Source organism: Pseudomonas ulcerans (assembly GCF_036324125.1).
Classification (GTDB): domain Bacteria; phylum Pseudomonadota; class Gammaproteobacteria; order Pseudomonadales; family Pseudomonadaceae; genus Aquipseudomonas; species Aquipseudomonas ulcerans.
This window is the reverse complement of the sequence record NZ_JAZDQN010000023.1, coordinates 25,018-40,476: the sequence shown is the minus strand read 5'-3', so window position 1 is coordinate 40,476 and position 15,459 is coordinate 25,018. Positions and strand designations below refer to the sequence as shown.

Sequence of the window (15,459 nt, the reverse complement as noted above, 5' to 3'; positions counted from 1 at the left end):
GGGTTGGCGAGCACTGTTCGGACTCCGAAAGGGCTCAATGATTCCCCAAGCGGTTCCGGACAGTTCTCGAGTCAGAGTGAAACAGGCCGTCGAACGCCGGCCCCATGTAGCGCGCGATTATCTAGCAGGCTGCGTTACAACGCATCAGGGCCAACCAACTATTTTTGCTGTAGAACCCCTTGTTTTCCTGCGAACAGGGGGTTTTTTGACGTCATATTTGTAACATAAGTGTTACGGGGCCATCATTGACCAGGTGGACCTGCATGTCGGCACCGAAGCGGCCGCTGGCGACAGTCCCGTGCTTGAGCCTCGCCTGGGCCATCAGGTAGTCGAACAGCTCGGCGCCGAGGGCTGGCGGCGCCGCCGTGGAAAAGCTCGGGCGCAGGCCGCTGCGGGTGTCGGCGGCGAGGGTGAACTGGGATACCAGCAGCAGGCCGCCGTCGATGTCCTTGAGGGACAGGTTCATCTTGCCCTGCGGGTCGCTGAAGACCCGGTAGTTGAGCAATTTGTGCAGGAGCTTGTCGGCATGCTCGGGGGTGTCCCCCGGCTCGACCGCGACCAGCACCAGCAAGCCCTGGTCGATGGAACCGACGATCTCCCCCTCCACTTCCACCCGCGCGCCACGCACGCGTTGCAGCAGGCCTTTCATGCCTCTTCCAGGGGCAGGTCGAGCAGGCGCCGGGCCATCTGGTCGGCGGCGCGCACCAGGGCGTCGGTGATGCCCGGCTCGGACGCGGCGTGGCCGGCGTCGCGGATCACCTTGAGCTCGCTGTTCGGCCAGGCCTGGTGCAGTTCCCAGGCGTTGTCCAGCGGGCAGATCACGTCGTAGCGACCGTGCACGATCACCGCCGGCAGGTGGGCGATCTTCGGCATGTCGCGGATCAACTGGTTTTCTTCGAGGAAGGCGTTGTTGACGAAGTAGTGGCATTCGATTCGGGCGATCGACAGCGCGCGCTGCGGCTCGGAGAAGCGGTCGACCACCAGCGGGTTGGGACGCAGCGTGGCGGTGCGGCCTTCCCAGGTGGACCAGGCCTTGGCGGCGTGCATCTGGGCGATCTGGTCGCTGCCGGTGAGGCGCTTGTGGAAGGCCTGGACCAGGTCGTCGCGTTCATCCGCAGGGATCGGCGCGATGTAGTCCTGCCAGTAGTCGGGGAACAGGCGACTGGCACCACCGGTCTGGTAGAACCACTCGATCTCCTGCGGACGGCAGAGGAAGATGCCGCGCAGGATCAGGCCATGCACGCGCTCGGGGTGGGTCTGGGCGTAGGCCAGGGCCAGGGTCGAGCCCCAGGAGCCGCCGAACAGTACCCACTTCTCGATGCCGAGGTGCTTGCGGATGCGCTCCAGGTCTTCGACCAGGTGCCAGGTGGTGTTGTTTTCCAGGCTGGCATGGGGAGTGGAACGGCCGCAGCCGCGCTGGTCGAAGGTGATGATGCGGTAGACCGTGGGGTCGAAGTAGCAGCGGCTCTGGGCATCGCAGCCAGCGCCGGGGCCACCGTGGATGAACACCACCGGCAGACCTTCCGGGGAACCACTTTCATCGACGTACAGTACATGCGGTGCTTCGACTGCCAGATCGTGCCGGGCGTAGGGTTTGATCTGTGGGTACAAGGTCTGCATTACGCACTCCGTGTGGGAATTATTCTGCCGTGGGGCATCATAAACCCGAATTGCGCTTTGAGCATGCCCCGTTGGGTCAACGAACCAGCGATGCGAACCCGCTCCCACAGGTCAGCGGTACCGAGCTTCAGCCCAGGCCAGGACCTCTTCAAGCAAACCCCGCAACACCACCTGGGTCGGCTCGGCCAGGTCAGGCCGATAGTTGAACGGCTCCACCTCCTCCATGTAGGTGCTCTGCGCCAGCTCCAGTTGCACCGCATGAATGTGATTGGCCGGGTCGCCGTAATGCCGGGTGATATGCCCGCCCTTGAAGCGCCCGTTCAGCACGTGACTGTAATTTCCAGCCTTGGCGCACACCGCTTTCAGCCTTTCGGCCAGTTCTGCATCGCAACTGGCGCCATTGAAGGTGCCGAGGTTGAAATCCGGCAGCTTGCCGTCGAACAGATGGGGCACATGGGAACGGATCGAGTGGGCATCCCACAGCAAGGCATAGCCGAACTCCGCCTTCAGCCGCGCCAGCTCGTTGCGCAGGGTGTCGTGATAGGGGCGCCAGATCGCCTCCAGGTACCCTGCCCGCTCCGCCGCCGACGGCGCCTTGCCGTCCTCGAACAGCGGCTCGCCATCGAACAGCGTTGCCGGGAACAGGCCGGTGGTCGCGCCTGCATATAAAGGCTGGTCGTCCTCGGGCCGGTTCAGGTCGATGACGAAGCGCGAATACTCGGCCGCCACCACGCTGGCGCCCATCTCGCGGACGAAGTCGTACAGCCGGGGAATGTGCCAGTCGGTGTCCGGCAGGCTCTGCGCCGCCGGGACCAGGCCATCACGGACCGCCGGCGTCAGTTGCAGGCCGGCGTGGGGCATGCTGACCAGCAACGGCAGCCTGCCCTGGTGGAAATTCAGAACCTTGTCCATCGTCGTTGCCTCAATCAGTCAGTTCGATGCCGTGGCGCACCACGCGCTTGTCCAGTTCACCGCCAAGCCAGTAGGCAAGGTCGGCCGGACGCTCGATATCCCAGGCGACGAAGTCGGCGACCTTGCCCACTTCCAGCGAACCATGGCTGTCGCCCAGCCCCAGGGCCGTGGCGGCATGCAGGGTGACACCGGCCAGGGCCTCTTCCGGGGTCATGCGGAACAGCGTGCAGGCCATGTTCAGCATCAGCCGCAGCGACAGCGCCGGCGAGGTGCCGGGGTTGAGGTCGCTGGCGATGGCGATCTTCACCCCGTGCTTGCGCAGGGCCTCCATCGGCGGCAACTGGGTCTCGCGCAGGTAATAGAAGGCACCTGGCAGCAACACGGCAACGGTGCCGGCGGCAGCCATGGCGATGGCATCGTCCTCGGTCATGAACTCCAGATGATCGGCGGACAGGCCGTGATACCGCGCCGCCAGGCTGGAACCGGCCATGGGCGACAGTTGCTCGGCATGCAGCTTGACCGGCAGCCCCAGTTCCCGGGCCTTGATGAACACCCGCTCGACCTGCGACGGCGAAAACGCCAGGTACTCGCAGAAGGCATCCACCGCATCCACCAGGCCCTCGGCGGCCAGCGCCGGGAGCATGACGTCGCAGACATGGGCGATGTAATCGTCGCTGCGATCCTTGTATTCCGGCGGCAATGCGTGGGCCGCGAGGCAAGTGGCGCGCACCGTCAGCGGCAGGCTCTCGCCCAGGCGCCGGGCGACCTTGAGCATCTTGCGCTCGTTGTCCAGGTCGAGGCCGTAGCCGGACTTGATCTCCAGGGTGGTCACGCCATCGCGCATCAACGCCCGTACGCGGCGCAGGGCGCTGGCGTACAGCTCATCCTCGCTGGCGGCGCGGGTCGCCCGCACCGTGCTGGCGATGCCGCCGCCCTGGGCGGCGATCTCGGCATAGCTGACACCCTGCAGGCGCTGCTCGAACTCGCCGCTGCGGTTGCCGCCGAACACCGTGTGGGTGTGGCAGTCGATCAGCCCCGGGGTGACCCAGGCGCCGCCCAGGTCGACCTGCGCCTGTACTTCCAGGTCCGGCAGCGCCTGGCGCGCACCGATCCAGGCGATACGCCCGGCCTCGGTGACGATCGCCGCGTCCTCGATGATCGAGTAGCTGCCCTGGGCCATGCTCGCCACGTGGCAGTGCTGCCAGAGGGTCTTCATGCTCGCTTCTCCACTCACGACAGGCTCGGCAGCACGCCCGCCGGCAGCAGCGCGGTCAGGCGGTTCTCGGCCAGCAGCTGCACGGCGATCTCGATGTCCGGGGCGAAGAAGCGGTCCTTGTCGTAGTGCGGCACGCGATCACGCAGGACCTTGCGCGCCTGCTCCAGCTTGACCGAGGTCTTCAGCCCGGTGCGCAGGTCGATGCCCTGGCAGGCACCCAGCCATTCGATGGCGAGGATGCCGCGGGTGTTCTCGGCCATTTCCCACAGGCGCTTGCCGGCGGCCGGGGCCATGGACACGTGGTCTTCCTGGTTGGCAGAGGTCGGCAGGCTGTCGACGCTATGGGGATGGGACAGGGCCTTGTTCTCGCTGGCCAGGGCCGCGGCGGTGACCTGGGCGATCATGAAGCCGGAGTTGACCCCGCCGTTTTCCACCAGGAACGGCGGCAGCTGGGACATGTGCTTGTCCATCATCAGCGAGATGCGCCGCTCGCTCAGCGAACCGATCTCGGCGATGGCCAGGGCCATGTTGTCGGCGGCCATGGCCACCGGCTCGGCGTGGAAGTTGCCGCCGGAGATCACGTCACCCTGCTCGGCGAACACCAGCGGGTTGTCGGAGACGGCGTTGGCCTCGATGGCGAGGACTTCGGCGGCCTGGCGCAGCTGGGTCAGGCAGGCGCCCATGACCTGTGGCTGGCAGCGCAGCGAGTACGGATCCTGAACCTTGCCGCAATGCTCGTGGGAGGCGGAGACTTCAGTACCGTCGGTGAGCAGGTCGCGGTAGCAGGCGGCCGCGTCGATCTGCCCGCGCTGGCCGCGAGCGGCGTGGATGCGGGCGTCGAACGGCGAACGCGAGCCGAGCACCGCTTCCACGGTCAGGCCGCCACAGACGATGGCGGCGGCGAACAGGTCTTCGGCTTCGAACAGGCCACGCAGTGCGTAGGCGGTCGAGGCCTGGGTGCCGTTGAGCAGCGCCAGCCCTTCCTTGGCCGCCAGGGTCAGCGGCTCCAGGCCGGCCACGGCCAGGGCGTCCACCGCCGGCAGCCACTCGCCCTTGTAACGTGCCTTGCCTTCGCCCAGCAGGACCAGCGACATGTGCGCCAGCGGCGCCAGGTCGCCGGAAGCACCGACCGAGCCTTTGAGCGGGATATGCGGATAGACCTCGGCGTTGACCAGGGCGATCAGCGCGTCGATCACCTTGCGCCGGATTCCGGAGAAACCGCGGCTCAGGCTGTTGATCTTGAGCACCATGATCAGGCGCACCATGGCGTCGTCCAGCGGCGCGCCGATGCCGGCGGCGTGGGACAGCACCAACGAGCGCTGCAGGTTTTCCAGGTCGTGGCTGGCGATGCGGGTCGAGGCCAGCAGGCCGAAACCGGTGTTGATGCCGTAGGCGGTGCGGTCCTCGGCGAGGATCTGCTCGACGCAGGCGACGCTGGCGTCGATCTGCGCCGCGGCGCTGGCCACCAGGCTCAGGCGCGCCGGCTTCTCATAGATGCCGCGCAATTCGGCGAGGCTGACCTGGCCGGGGATCAGGTTGAAGACTTGCATGTTCTGGCTCCTTGTCGTTGTTCAGAGCAGCGCCGGCAGCACGTGCCGGGGCAGTTGCGGCTGTTTGAGCAGCGCGGCCGTGGTGGCGATGTCCGGTGCCAGCCAACGGTCCTGCACGTAGGCCGGGACCTGTTCGCGCAGCAGTTGCCAGGCGCGACCGGTGCCCGCGCCGAAGCGCTGCTCCTTGAGAAATTCGAAAGCCTGGGCCGCCAGCAGGTACTCGATGGCGAGGATCTGCGTGCAGTTCTCCAGGGCCCGGTGCAGCTTGAGCGCGGCGCTGGTGCCAAGGCTCAGGTGATCTTCCTGCAGGCCCGAGGTGACGAAGTTGTCCACCACCGCCGGCTGCGCCAGCTGGCGGTTCTCGGCGCACAGCGAGGCAGCGACGTACTGCACGATCATCATTCCGGAGTTGACCCCCGGCTCGCTGACCAGGAACGCCGGCAGCCCGCTGACATGCGGGTTGACCAGGCGATCCAGGCGGCGCTCGGCGATGGAACCGATCTCGGCGACCGCCACGGCCAGCAGGTCGGCAGCCATGGCCACGGACTGGCCGTGGGGGTTGGCCTGGGACATCACCCGGAAGTCGTCAGGCGTGCCCAGCAGCAGCGGGTTGTCGGTGGCCGAGTTGAGTTCGGTCTCGACCTGCCGCGCGGCATGGGCCAGCTGGTCGCGGGAGGCACCGTGTACCTGCGGGATGGAACGGATGCTCAAGGCGTCCTGGGTACGGATGCCCTTGCTGCCGGCGATCACTTCGCTGCCGGCCAGCAGCGCCCGCAGGTTGGCGCCCACCTGCTGCATGCCCGGATGGGGCTTGAGGGCGATGATCTCCTCGTCGAACGCGGCGATCTGCCCGCGCTGCGCCTCGAAGCTCATGGCCGCGATGATGTCGGCCCATTCCAGCAGGTGGCTGGCATCGGCCAGGGCCAGGCAGCTCAAGCCGGTCATGCACGGCGTGCCATTGACCAGGCACAGGCCGTCCTTCGCCCCCAGTTGCACCGGCGCCAGGCCTTCTTCCGCCAGCGCCGCGGCGGCGTCGACCACCTGCCCGCGATAGCTGACCTTGCCCACGCCCAGCAGGCAGATGCCGACATGGGCCATGTGGGTCAGGTAGCCCACCGAGCCCTGGGACGGCACCTGCGGGGTGATGCCGCGCTCCAGCAGGGCCAGCAGCGCTTCCACCACCGGGCGCTGGATCCCCGACTTGCCCTGGCTGTAGTTGACGATGGCGGCGCAGATGATCGCCCGGGTCTGCTCGTCGCCGAGCACCGGGCCGACGCCGCAGGCATGGCTGAGCAGGGTGTTGCGCGACAGCTGGCTGAGCTGCTCGCCTTGCAGGGCGACGTTGCACAGGGCGCCGAGGCCGGTGTTGACGCCATACGCGCGCTCGCCGCTTTCGACGATGCGCCGCACGATGCCCTGGGCATTCTCGATCCGCGCCCAGGCGCTGAACGACAGCTCCAGGCTGGCGCCGTGGCGGGCCACGGCGACGATGTCCTGCCAACGCAGCGGGGCGTCGGCGATCACGACCTTTTCTTGCGGCATGGCGGTCCTCATACGGTGGCGGCGCGGCGCTGGACGAAGCGGTCGACGTATTCGTCGGCCGGCTCATGGAGGATCTCCCGCGGCGTGCCGACCTGGATCAGGCGGCCATCCTTGAGGATCGCGATGCGGTTGCCGATGCGCACGGCCTCATCGAGGTCATGGGTGATGAAGACGATGGTCTTGTGCAGGGTCTTCTGCAGTTCCAGCAACTGGTCCTGCATTTCCGCGCGGATCAGCGGGTCGAGGGCGCTGAAGGCTTCGTCCATGAGGATGATGTCGGTGTCCGCCGCCAGCGCCCGGGCCAGGCCGACGCGCTGGCGCATGCCACCGGAGAGCTGGTGCGGATAGGACTTCTCGTAGCCCTTCAGGCCCACCGTGGTGATCCAGTGCTGGGCGCGCTCGGCACAGACCTGCTTGCTCTCGCCGCGGACCTTGAGGCCGTAGGCGACGTTTTCCAGCACGGTCTTGTGCGGCAGCAGGCCGAAGCTCTGGAACACCATGCTGATCTTGCGCCGGCGGAATTGGCGCAGGGCTTCCATGTCGTACTGCAGGATGTCTTCGCCATCCACCAGGATCGCTCCGCTGGTCGGGTCAATCAGGCGGTTGAAGTGACGCACCAGGGTCGACTTGCCGGAGCCCGACAGGCCCATGATCACGAAGATCTCGCCAGCGCCGATGGACAGCGAAAGGTCGTTGACCCCGACCACGCAGCCGGTCCTGGCCAGCACCTGCTCCTTGGTCTGGGACTCGCCGATCAGTTTCAGCGCCTCTGCCGAGCGCTCGCCGAAGATCTTGAAGACGTTCTTCACTTCGATCTTGTTCAACGCCTGCGTACTCATCTGCTCACCTCATGCCGCGCCCGGCCGTAGGCCTGGGTAATGCGGTCGATCACCACTGCGAGAATCACGATTGCCAGGCCGGCTTCGAGGCCGCGACCGACGTTCAGGGTCTGGATGCCCACCAGCACGTCCTCGCCGAGGCCGCGGGCGCCGATCATCGAGGCGATCACCACCATCGACAGGGCCATCATGGTGGTCTGGTTGATGCCGGCCATGATGCTCGGCAGGGCCAGCGGCAGCTGCACGCCGAACAATTGCTGCCAGCGGTTGGCGCCGAAAGCGTTGATCGCCTCCATGACCTCGCCGTCGACCTGGCGGATACCCAGGTCGGTGAGGCGGATCAGCGGCGGCGCGGCGTAGATCACCGTGGCGAAGATCGCCGGGACCTTGCCCAGGCCGAACAGCATCAGCACCGGGATCAGGTACACGAAGCTGGGCATGGTCTGCATGATGTCGAGCAGCGGCATCAGCACCGCACGCAGGCGGTTGCTGCGCGCCGAGAGGATCCCCAGCGGGATGCCGATCAGCACCGAGATCAGCGTCGCCACCAGCATCAGCGCCAGGGTCTGCATGAGCTTGTCCCACAGCCCCACCGCCCCTACCAGGAACAGCAGGCCGACGATCACCAGGGTGGGCAGCACGCGGCGGGTGGCGTGCCAGGCGATCAGCCCGACCACCGCCAGCATCAGCCACCAGGGCGTGGCCCGCAGCAGGCCTTCGAGGTTGACGATGGCCCAGAGCAGGGTGTCGGAGATCTGCCGGAACACATCACCGTAGTTGGTCACCAGCGCATCGACCCAGCCGTTGACCCAGTCGGCGATGGAGAAGGTAAAGTTTTCGGGGAACATAGGGTTCACTCATCACTCATCAGGTGGAAAGGACGCTCAGAGCGCCGCGTCGATCTTCTTCGCCGCGTCTTCGCTGACCCACGCATGCCAGATTTCAGGATGTTCCTTGAGGAAGGCTTTGGCCAGTTTCGGCGACTCGATGCGTTCCTTGGTCATGCGCGCCAGGTTCTGGTTGAGCAGGTCGATCGGCAGGTTGACCTTTTCCAGCACCGCCACCAGCTCCGGGGCACCTTCGTGGAAGGCCTTGGACAGGCCGACCTTGATGCTCACGCTCTTGTCGACGCCGGGTTTCTCGTCCAGCTTGACCAGGTCTACCTGGCCCATCAGCGGGGTCGGGGTCCAGTAGTAGAAGAGGATCGGCTCGCCGCGCTTGTAGCTCGACAGCACCGCCGCATCCAGGGCCGGGCCGGTGCCCGGGCGGAAGTTGGTGTAGCTGCCTTCCAGGCCGTAGTCCTTGAGCATCTCGCTGTTGTCCAGCTCGCAGGTCCAGCCCGCCGGGCAGTTGTAGAAACGGCCCTTGGACGGTTCCTCCGGATCCTTGAACACCGCCGAGTACTGGCCCAGGTCGGCGATGGCCTTGAGGTTTGGCGCCTTGGCTTCGAGCTTGCGCTTGGCATCGCCCTCGATCACGTAGCGCGGCACGTACCAGCCTTCGATGGCACCGACCACCGGGGCGCCGACGCCCACCACCTTGCCGGCGGCCTCGGCCTTCTTCCAGACCTCGCTGCGGCCAACCCATTCTTCGGCGAAGACCTGGATGTCATTGGTGCTGAGGGCGTTTTCCATGGTGATGGAGTTGCCCGGCAGGCTGTCGGTCTGGCAGCCGTAGCCATTCTTCAGGACGAACTGCATGACGTCGGTCAGCAGCATCCCGCTTTCCCAGTTCAGCCCGGCGAATTTCACCGGCTTGCCGGATTCGCACCAGCCGGCGGCCTGGCTCACTCCCGACAGACTCATGAGGCCAAGGGCACACAGCGACGCAAGCAGGGTCTTGTTGGTTTTCATTGCATGACGCTCCCAAACAGGAAAGTGGATATCGGCAGTTCAGCGGCATTCCCAGCCATGCGTCCGGTCGTCCCTTCCATGAAACGCCGCGGCGGGGGGCCGTTCCCACGGCCCCCGCGACGCGGATCAGCCGGTAATCATCGGCAGGTTCAGGCCCTGCTCTTTGGCACAGTCGATTGCAATCTGGTAGCCGGCGTCGGCATGACGCATCACGCCGGTGCCCGGGTCATTGGTCAGCACGCGGGCGATACGCTCTGCGGCTTCGTCGCTACCGTCGCAGACGATGACCATGCCCGAGTGCTGCGAGAAGCCCATGCCCACGCCACCGCCGTGGTGCAGGGACACCCAGGTGGCGCCGCTGGCGGTGTTGAGCAGGGCGTTGAGCAGCGGCCAGTCGGACACGGCATCGGAACCGTCCTGCATCGCTTCGGTTTCACGGTTCGGGCTGGAGACAGAGCCTGAGTCGAGGTGATCGCGACCGATAACGATAGGCGCGGAAAGCTCGCCGCGACGGACCATTTCGTTGAAGGCCAGGCCGAGCTTGGCGCGCAGGCCCAGGCCAACCCAGCAAATACGCGCCGGCAGGCCCTGGAAGCTGATGCGCTCGCGCGCCATGTCCAGCCAGTTGTGCAGATGGGCGTCGTCCGGGATCAGTTCCTTGACCTTGGCGTCGGTCTTGTAGATGTCTTCGGCGTTACCCGACAGCGCGGCCCAGCGGAACGGCCCGATGCCGCGGCAGAACAGCGGACGGATGTAAGCCGGAACGAAGCCCGGGAAATCGAAGGCATTGGCGACGCCCTCTTCCTTGGCCATCTGGCGGATGTTATTGCCGTAGTCGAAGGTCGGGATGCCCTGCTTCTGGAACTCCAGCATGGCCTGGACGTGCACGGCCATGGATTGCTTGGCGGCCTTGACCACGGCAGCCGGCTCGGTCTTGGCGCGGTCGCGGTACTGCTCCCAGGTCCAGCCGGCCGGCAGGTAGCCGTTGAGCGGATCGTGGGCGCTGGTCTGGTCGGTGACCATGTCCGGGCGAACGCCACGCTTGATCAGTTCAGGCAGGATTTCCGCGGCGTTGCCCAGCAGGGCAATGGAGATGGCCTTGCCTTCGGCGGTGTACTGGGCGATGCGCGCCAGGGCGTCTTCCAGGTCCTTGGCCTGCTCGTCGACGTAGCGGCTGGCCAGGCGGAAATCGATGCGGCTCTGCTGGCATTCGATGTTCAGCGAGCAGGCGCCGGCCAGGGTCGCGGCCAGCGGCTGGGCGCCGCCCATGCCGCCGAGGCCGGCGGTCAGTACCCATTTGCCCTTGAGGTCGCCGTTGTAGTGCTGGCGACCGGCCTCGACGAAGGTTTCGTAGGTGCCCTGGACGATGCCCTGGCTACCGATGTAGATCCAGCTGCCGGCGGTCATCTGGCCGTACATGGCCAGGCCCTTGGCATCCAGTTCGTTGAAGTGTTCCCAGTTGGCCCAGTGCGGCACCAGGTTGGAGTTGGCGATCAGCACGCGCGGGGCGTTGGCGTGGGTCTTGAACACGCCGACCGGCTTGCCGGATTGCACCAGCAGGGTCTCGTCGTCGTTCAGGTTGGTCAGGCTCTCGACGATCTTGTCGTAGCACGCCCAGTTGCGCGCCGCGCGGCCGATGCCGCCATAGACCACCAGCTCTTTCGGGTTCTCCGCCACTTCCGGGTCGAGGTTGTTCATCAGCATGCGCAGCGGGGCTTCGGTCAGCCAGCTCTTGGCGGTGAGCTTGTTGCCGCGGGGGGCGCGGATTTCGACGTCACGGAATTTGTTCAGGTTGTTGTCAGTCACGAAAAGGGCTCCTCAAGCGATCCATCCAATCCCAACCCAGGCAGTGGGCCAGCGGTGTTTACGAACAGCGCGGAGGGGACGGCCTATCCACTCATACGCACACATCTTTACTTGTACATACAAGCATATGCAATTGGATTGCCAACCCGCGAAACGGCCTCATGAAAAAAATCGCGGCATGGCTGTAGCCCTTGTGGAACAAGGCCGGGAAATCTTGCAGAGGGAGGTGGAAGGATCAGGCGGAGGGTGCGGGCAGCAAGGCGGCATTGCGCCACCTTGGGGCATTCGGTAACAAAATGTGCGCGAGTGGTGCGTTACCCGGAAACAGCGATGAGTTCGATCAGGCAGCAGCGACCCGTGATGTCCAGGGTGCGCAACTGATCGTTGTCGTGCAGGTAAAGGCAGTCGTACAGGCCCAGGGTCTGCTCGGCCTGGCCGCTGATGCCGACCTGCTGCGAGGCCTGGGCGCTGAACAGCAGCACGGTGCTGGCGGAGGTGAACACCCGGCTGTGGCCGCTGAACCACTGTAGCCGCGCCCGGTAGCGCTGCGGCGCGTAGATCAGGTTGAAGTCGCGGATCGGCCCGCCCAGCAGGCGGCAACTGACCTGGCTTTCACCGCTGAACACATAGGCATCGAACGGCAGCAGCGCACGGCTTGGCTGACCATCGACCTGCAGGACCATGCCGTCGCCCTGCAGCACGGTGATGATCCGCTGGTAGCCGGCAAAGCTGGAAAAGTCGCCGGACTCGCCGATATCGGCGATCGACAGGCGCCAGCCGAAGCCGTCGAGGCCCTGCCCGGCGTCGCGGGTGATCTCTTCGGTGCTGCCGCCGCCGTTCTTCCACGGCATGCGCGGGTAGTCGGCGGCGCGTAACAGGGTCAACTCGGTCATTTGCTGAAGCGTCCTTCGAGGCGATGGCGGGAACCGGGGTGGATCAGCCGCGCGGCGGTGACCGGCTGGCGGCCGGACCAGGTGCGGCGGCGGATGAGCAGGCAAGGCTCGCTGTGCTCGATCTGCAGCAGGTTGCATTCATAGGCATCGGCAAGGATCGCCTCGACCACGTGCTCGCCTTCGGTCAGCGGTGCGACCTGGGACAGATAGGCGTAGGGCGTCTGCCGGGTGAAATCCTGGTTGAGGTAGTCCGGGGCGATCTGCGCGTTGACGTAGCGGTCCTCGATCTGCACCGCGACGCCGTTCTCGTAGTGCACGATCAGCGAATGGAAGACCCGCTGGCCTTCACGCACGTCCAGGGCCAGGGCACGCTCGGAGCCGGCGGCTTCCTCGGCCAGGGTCACCACCTGGCAGCTGTGCTGGTGACCGCGGGCGGCGATCTCGTCGGCGATGTTGTGCACGTCGAACAGCGCCGAATGGGTCTTCGGCTCGGCGACGAAGGTACCAACGCCTTGCATGCGCACCAGCAGCCCCTCGGCGGTCAGTTCGCGCAGGGCACGGTTGATGGTCATGCGGCTGAAGCCCAGTTCGTTGACCAGCTCGCTTTCCGAGGGCACCCGATGGTGCGGCGGCCAGGTGCCGCTCTCGATCTGCTGCGCGATCATCTGTTTGACCCGGGCATACAGCGGCGCCGGCCCCTCGCCCATCTGGGCAACCAGCTTGGAGACAGGAGGTTTCGGCACAGGAAAAGTCCTTGTTCTATTGAATGAACGGTAGCTTGCCGGAGTTTACCCAGCAGGCAAACGTCTGTATATGTATATACAAATAAACAGAACGAGGTGCCGTGTCGATGTCTGTCTTCTTTGCCGAACGTGCGCTGTTGCCCACTGGCTGGGCTGAAAACGTCAGGATCGAGGTCGGCGCCGATGGCTTGCTGGCATCGATCCAGGCCAACGGATCGTCGGACGGCGCGGAAAAATGCGCCGGACCGCTGCTGCCCGGCATGCCCAACCTGCACTCCCACGCCTTCCAGCGCGCCATGGCCGGGTTGGCGGAAGTGGCCGGCAACCCCAACGACAGCTTCTGGACCTGGCGCGAACTGATGTATCGCCTGGTCGGCAAGATCAGCCCCGAACAGCTGGAGGTGATTGCCCGCCAGCTGTACATCGAGATGCTCAAGGCGGGCTACACCTCGGTCGCCGAATTCCACTACGTGCACCACGCCCCCCAGGGCCAGGCGTACGCCGACCCGACCGAACTGTCCCGGCGCATCAGCGCTGCCGCCAGCCAGAGCGGCATCGGCCTGACCCTGCTGCCGGTGCTCTACAGCCACTCGGGCTTTGGCGGACAAGCGCCGAACGACGGCCAGCGCCGCTTCATCAATGCCACCGAGCAGTACCTCGACCTGCAATCACGCCTCAAGCCCCTGCTCGCCGCGCAACCCGCGCAGGCGCTGGGTCTGTGCTTCCACTCGCTGCGCGCGGTGACGCCGAAGCAGATCGCCACTGTGCTGGCCGCCAGCGACAAGGCCTGCCCGGTGCACATCCATATCGCCGAGCAGCAGAAGGAAGTCCAGGACTGCCTGGCCTGGAGCGGGCGCCGGCCGATCCAGTGGCTGTACGACAACGTCGAGGTGGACCAGCGCTGGTGCCTGGTGCATGCCACCCACGCCGAAGCCGACGAAGTGACGGCGATGGCCAGGAGCCGGGCGATTGCCGGGTTGTGCCTGACCACCGAGGCGAACCTGGGCGACGGGATTTTCCCGGCCGTGGAGTTCCTTGCCCAAGGCGGGCGCATGGGCATCGGCTCGGACAGCCATGTATCGCTGAGCGTGGTGGAAGAGCTGCGCTGGCTGGAATACGGGCAGCGCCTGCGGGACCAGCGGCGCAACCGCCTGTATGGCGCGGCGCAGCCGATGGTCGGGCGAACGCTGTTCGATGCGGCGCTGGACGGCGGTGCGCAGGCGCTGGGACAGCCGGTCGGTGAACTGGCGGTGGGCAAGCGGGCGGACTGGATCGTGCTGGATGGCGCGGATCCGTATATCGCCACGGCGGATGGCGACAGTATTCTCAATCGCTGGCTGTTTGCCGGTGGCGATCGGCAGGTGCGGGATGTGATGGTGAATGGGCAGTGGGTGGTCAGGCAGGGCCATCACGCCGATGAACAGGAAAGCGCCGAGGCGTTTGCCCAGACACTAAGAGAACTGCTGGGCTGATTGGCCCCTTGTGGGAGCGGGTTCACCCGCGATGACGTCGGTGAATCCACTACCGCAATCGCGGGTAAACCCGCTCCCACAAGGGGCGCGCAATCTTGAGGCTCAGGGCTTGCGCGCGATATCCCGATCCGAAACCCGCCACACCAACCGCGTCGTGTCATACCCCTGCTGCCGCGCCTTGGCCAGCAGACTCTCCCGCTCCACCGCCGGCAAGGTCGGGGTCCGCGACAGGATCCACAGATACTTGCGGTCCGGGTTCCCCACCAGCGCCGTCTGGTAGTCGCTGCTCACATACAGCACCCAGTAGTTGCCCTTGGGCGCCCCGGGCAACTTCATGAACCAGTTGTCGAACGTCACCCACAGCTTGTCGGTCTTGCCCGGCACCTGCGGTGTCGCGCTGCCACTGGCCTCCTGCCATTTCCCGTCCAGGGTCAGGCAGCGGTTGAGCACGCCGACGCTGCCATCGCCGCGCAGGTTGTAGTGCACCTCGGATTGCGCGCAATCACGCTGGAAATACATCGGCAGCCGGGCCAGCTCGAACCACTTGCCCTGGTAACGCTTGAAGTCGACGTGATCCACCGTCTTCGGCGGCACCGGCCCGACGTCCTGGGTCGCACAACCGCCCAGCAGCAACGCCACACTCAATGCCAGCAACGAACGACGGATCATTTCAGGCCCTGCCCCGCGTACATCAACACTTTGTCACCTGCGTACTGGACACTGATGAAGGTCTTCTCATCCCCCCAGGTACAGCTGGACACGCCCAAGGCGCCGGAACATTCCGTCGGGCTGCCCAACAGGCTCTCGACCTCGGCCTTGGTCATGCCGGTCTTGAGCTTGGAATAGTTTTCCTGGTTGAGCTTGCTGCACGCAGCCAGCAGCACGCACAGGGACAACAGGGCGAGGGAACGCAACGACATGAAGGGGTACTCCTGGGAATGAAAGTGACAGGGGCCAGACCACTGCCGACAGCTTAGAAGGATAAATCTCACTCCGGTTCCCGAAGGCGCCTG

The 15,459-nt window shown here is 65.7% G+C and carries 15 protein-coding genes; 1 reads left to right on the top strand and 14 read right to left on the bottom strand.

The genetic code is table 11. From position 1 onward, the window contains the following. Positions 1-211 precede the first annotated feature (211 nt). From dtd to hutC, 12 genes are all read right to left on the bottom strand, one after another. Positions 212-649 (bottom strand): D-aminoacyl-tRNA deacylase, encoded by a 438-nt coding sequence (gene dtd / locus V0R59_RS19640; protein ID WP_330076040.1) that lies wholly within the window; start codon positions 647-649, stop codon positions 212-214. Next, on the bottom strand, positions 646-1,620 hold the full coding sequence (gene pip, locus V0R59_RS19635; protein ID WP_330076039.1) for a prolyl aminopeptidase: 975 nt from the start codon (positions 1,618-1,620) through the stop codon (positions 646-648). Before pip ends, dtd begins: the two co-directional genes overlap by 4 nt. A 111-nt stretch (positions 1,621-1,731) precedes the next feature. After that, a complete protein-coding gene (gene hutG / locus V0R59_RS19630) occupies positions 1,732-2,532 on the bottom strand; it encodes an N-formylglutamate deformylase (protein WP_330076038.1) in 801 nt (266 codons plus the stop codon). Between the two features lie 10 nt (positions 2,533-2,542). Then, positions 2,543-3,748 carry an imidazolonepropionase gene (gene hutI / locus V0R59_RS19625; RefSeq protein WP_330076037.1) on the bottom strand — a complete coding sequence of 402 codons (1,206 nt, stop codon included), beginning with the start codon at positions 3,746-3,748 and terminating at the stop codon, positions 2,543-2,545. A gap of 14 nt (positions 3,749-3,762) precedes the next feature. Beyond that, a complete protein-coding gene (hutH, locus tag V0R59_RS19620; RefSeq protein WP_330076036.1) occupies positions 3,763-5,298 on the bottom strand; it encodes a histidine ammonia-lyase in 1,536 nt (511 codons plus the stop codon). 21 nt (positions 5,299-5,319) lie between these two features. Further along, complete coding sequence (hutH, locus tag V0R59_RS19615) at positions 5,320-6,840, bottom strand: histidine ammonia-lyase (protein WP_330076035.1); 1,521 nt, start codon at positions 6,838-6,840, stop codon at positions 5,320-5,322. Positions 6,841-6,848: 8 nt separating this feature from the next. Continuing rightward, positions 6,849-7,679 carry a quaternary amine ABC transporter ATP-binding protein gene (locus tag V0R59_RS19610; RefSeq protein WP_330076034.1) on the bottom strand — a complete coding sequence of 277 codons (831 nt, stop codon included), beginning with the start codon at positions 7,677-7,679 and terminating at the stop codon, positions 6,849-6,851. Continuing rightward, positions 7,676-8,527, bottom strand: a complete 852-nt coding sequence (locus tag V0R59_RS19605; protein ID WP_330076033.1) for an ABC transporter permease — start codon at positions 8,525-8,527, stop codon at positions 7,676-7,678. Before V0R59_RS19605 ends, V0R59_RS19610 begins: the two co-directional genes overlap by 4 nt. 36 nt (positions 8,528-8,563) lie before the next feature. Further along, positions 8,564-9,532 carry an ABC transporter substrate-binding protein gene (locus tag V0R59_RS19600; RefSeq protein WP_330076032.1) on the bottom strand — a complete coding sequence of 323 codons (969 nt, stop codon included), beginning with the start codon at positions 9,530-9,532 and terminating at the stop codon, positions 8,564-8,566. Positions 9,533-9,658: 126 nt separating this feature from the next. Continuing rightward, positions 9,659-11,338, bottom strand: a complete 1,680-nt coding sequence (gene hutU, locus V0R59_RS19595; protein WP_330076031.1) for a urocanate hydratase — start codon at positions 11,336-11,338, stop codon at positions 9,659-9,661. 314 nt (positions 11,339-11,652) lie between these two features. After that, complete coding sequence (locus tag V0R59_RS19590; RefSeq protein WP_330076030.1) at positions 11,653-12,231, bottom strand: HutD/Ves family protein; 579 nt, start codon at positions 12,229-12,231, stop codon at positions 11,653-11,655. Then, positions 12,228-12,938, bottom strand: coding sequence for a histidine utilization repressor (gene hutC / locus V0R59_RS19585; protein WP_330076091.1), 711 nt, complete (start codon positions 12,936-12,938; stop codon positions 12,228-12,230). Before hutC ends, V0R59_RS19590 begins: the two co-directional genes overlap by 4 nt. Positions 12,939-13,081: 143 nt before the next feature. Here hutC and V0R59_RS19580 point away from each other — a divergent pair, with 143 nt between their 5' ends. Beyond that, a complete protein-coding gene (locus tag V0R59_RS19580) occupies positions 13,082-14,446 on the top strand; it encodes a formimidoylglutamate deiminase (protein WP_330076029.1) in 1,365 nt (454 codons plus the stop codon). 102 nt (positions 14,447-14,548) lie between these two features. On the opposite strand, the gene V0R59_RS19575 is transcribed toward V0R59_RS19580, so the two are convergent. After that, positions 14,549-15,112, bottom strand: coding sequence for a lipocalin family protein (locus V0R59_RS19575; RefSeq protein WP_330076090.1), 564 nt, complete (start codon positions 15,110-15,112; stop codon positions 14,549-14,551). Further along, the gene (gene bamE / locus V0R59_RS19570) at positions 15,112-15,366 is read right to left on the bottom strand and encodes an outer membrane protein assembly factor BamE domain-containing protein (RefSeq protein WP_330076028.1); all 255 of its coding nucleotides are present in this window, start codon (positions 15,364-15,366) and stop codon (positions 15,112-15,114) included. The genes V0R59_RS19575 and bamE overlap by 1 nt, the downstream gene beginning before the upstream one ends. Positions 15,367-15,459: the final 93 nt, after the last annotated feature.

What these genes read in the sequence shown, in the direction of transcription:
- dtd (WP_330076040.1), bottom strand. Translation starts at nt 649, where the DNA reads ATGAAAGGCCTGCTGCAACGCGTGCGTGGCGCGCGGGTGGAAGTGGAG.
- pip (WP_330076039.1), bottom strand. Translation starts at nt 1,620, where the DNA reads ATGCAGACCTTGTACCCACAGATCAAACCCTACGCCCGGCACGATCTG.
- hutG (WP_330076038.1), bottom strand. Translation starts at nt 2,532, where the DNA reads ATGGACAAGGTTCTGAATTTCCACCAGGGCAGGCTGCCGTTGCTGGTC.
- hutI (WP_330076037.1), bottom strand. Translation starts at nt 3,748, where the DNA reads ATGAAGACCCTCTGGCAGCACTGCCACGTGGCGAGCATGGCCCAGGGC.
- hutH (WP_330076036.1), bottom strand. Translation starts at nt 5,298, where the DNA reads ATGCAAGTCTTCAACCTGATCCCCGGCCAGGTCAGCCTCGCCGAATTG.
- hutH (WP_330076035.1), bottom strand. Translation starts at nt 6,840, where the DNA reads ATGCCGCAAGAAAAGGTCGTGATCGCCGACGCCCCGCTGCGTTGGCAG.
- V0R59_RS19610 (WP_330076034.1), bottom strand. Translation starts at nt 7,679, where the DNA reads ATGAGTACGCAGGCGTTGAACAAGATCGAAGTGAAGAACGTCTTCAAG.
- V0R59_RS19605 (WP_330076033.1), bottom strand. Translation starts at nt 8,527, where the DNA reads ATGTTCCCCGAAAACTTTACCTTCTCCATCGCCGACTGGGTCAACGGC.
- V0R59_RS19600 (WP_330076032.1), bottom strand. Translation starts at nt 9,532, where the DNA reads ATGAAAACCAACAAGACCCTGCTTGCGTCGCTGTGTGCCCTTGGCCTC.
- V0R59_RS19590 (WP_330076030.1), bottom strand. Translation starts at nt 12,231, where the DNA reads ATGACCGAGTTGACCCTGTTACGCGCCGCCGACTACCCGCGCATGCCG.
- hutC (WP_330076091.1), bottom strand. Translation starts at nt 12,938, where the DNA reads ATGGGCGAGGGGCCGGCGCCGCTGTATGCCCGGGTCAAACAGATGATC.
- V0R59_RS19580 (WP_330076029.1), top strand. Translation starts at nt 13,082, where the DNA reads ATGTCTGTCTTCTTTGCCGAACGTGCGCTGTTGCCCACTGGCTGGGCT.
- bamE (WP_330076028.1), bottom strand. Translation starts at nt 15,366, where the DNA reads ATGTCGTTGCGTTCCCTCGCCCTGTTGTCCCTGTGCGTGCTGCTGGCT.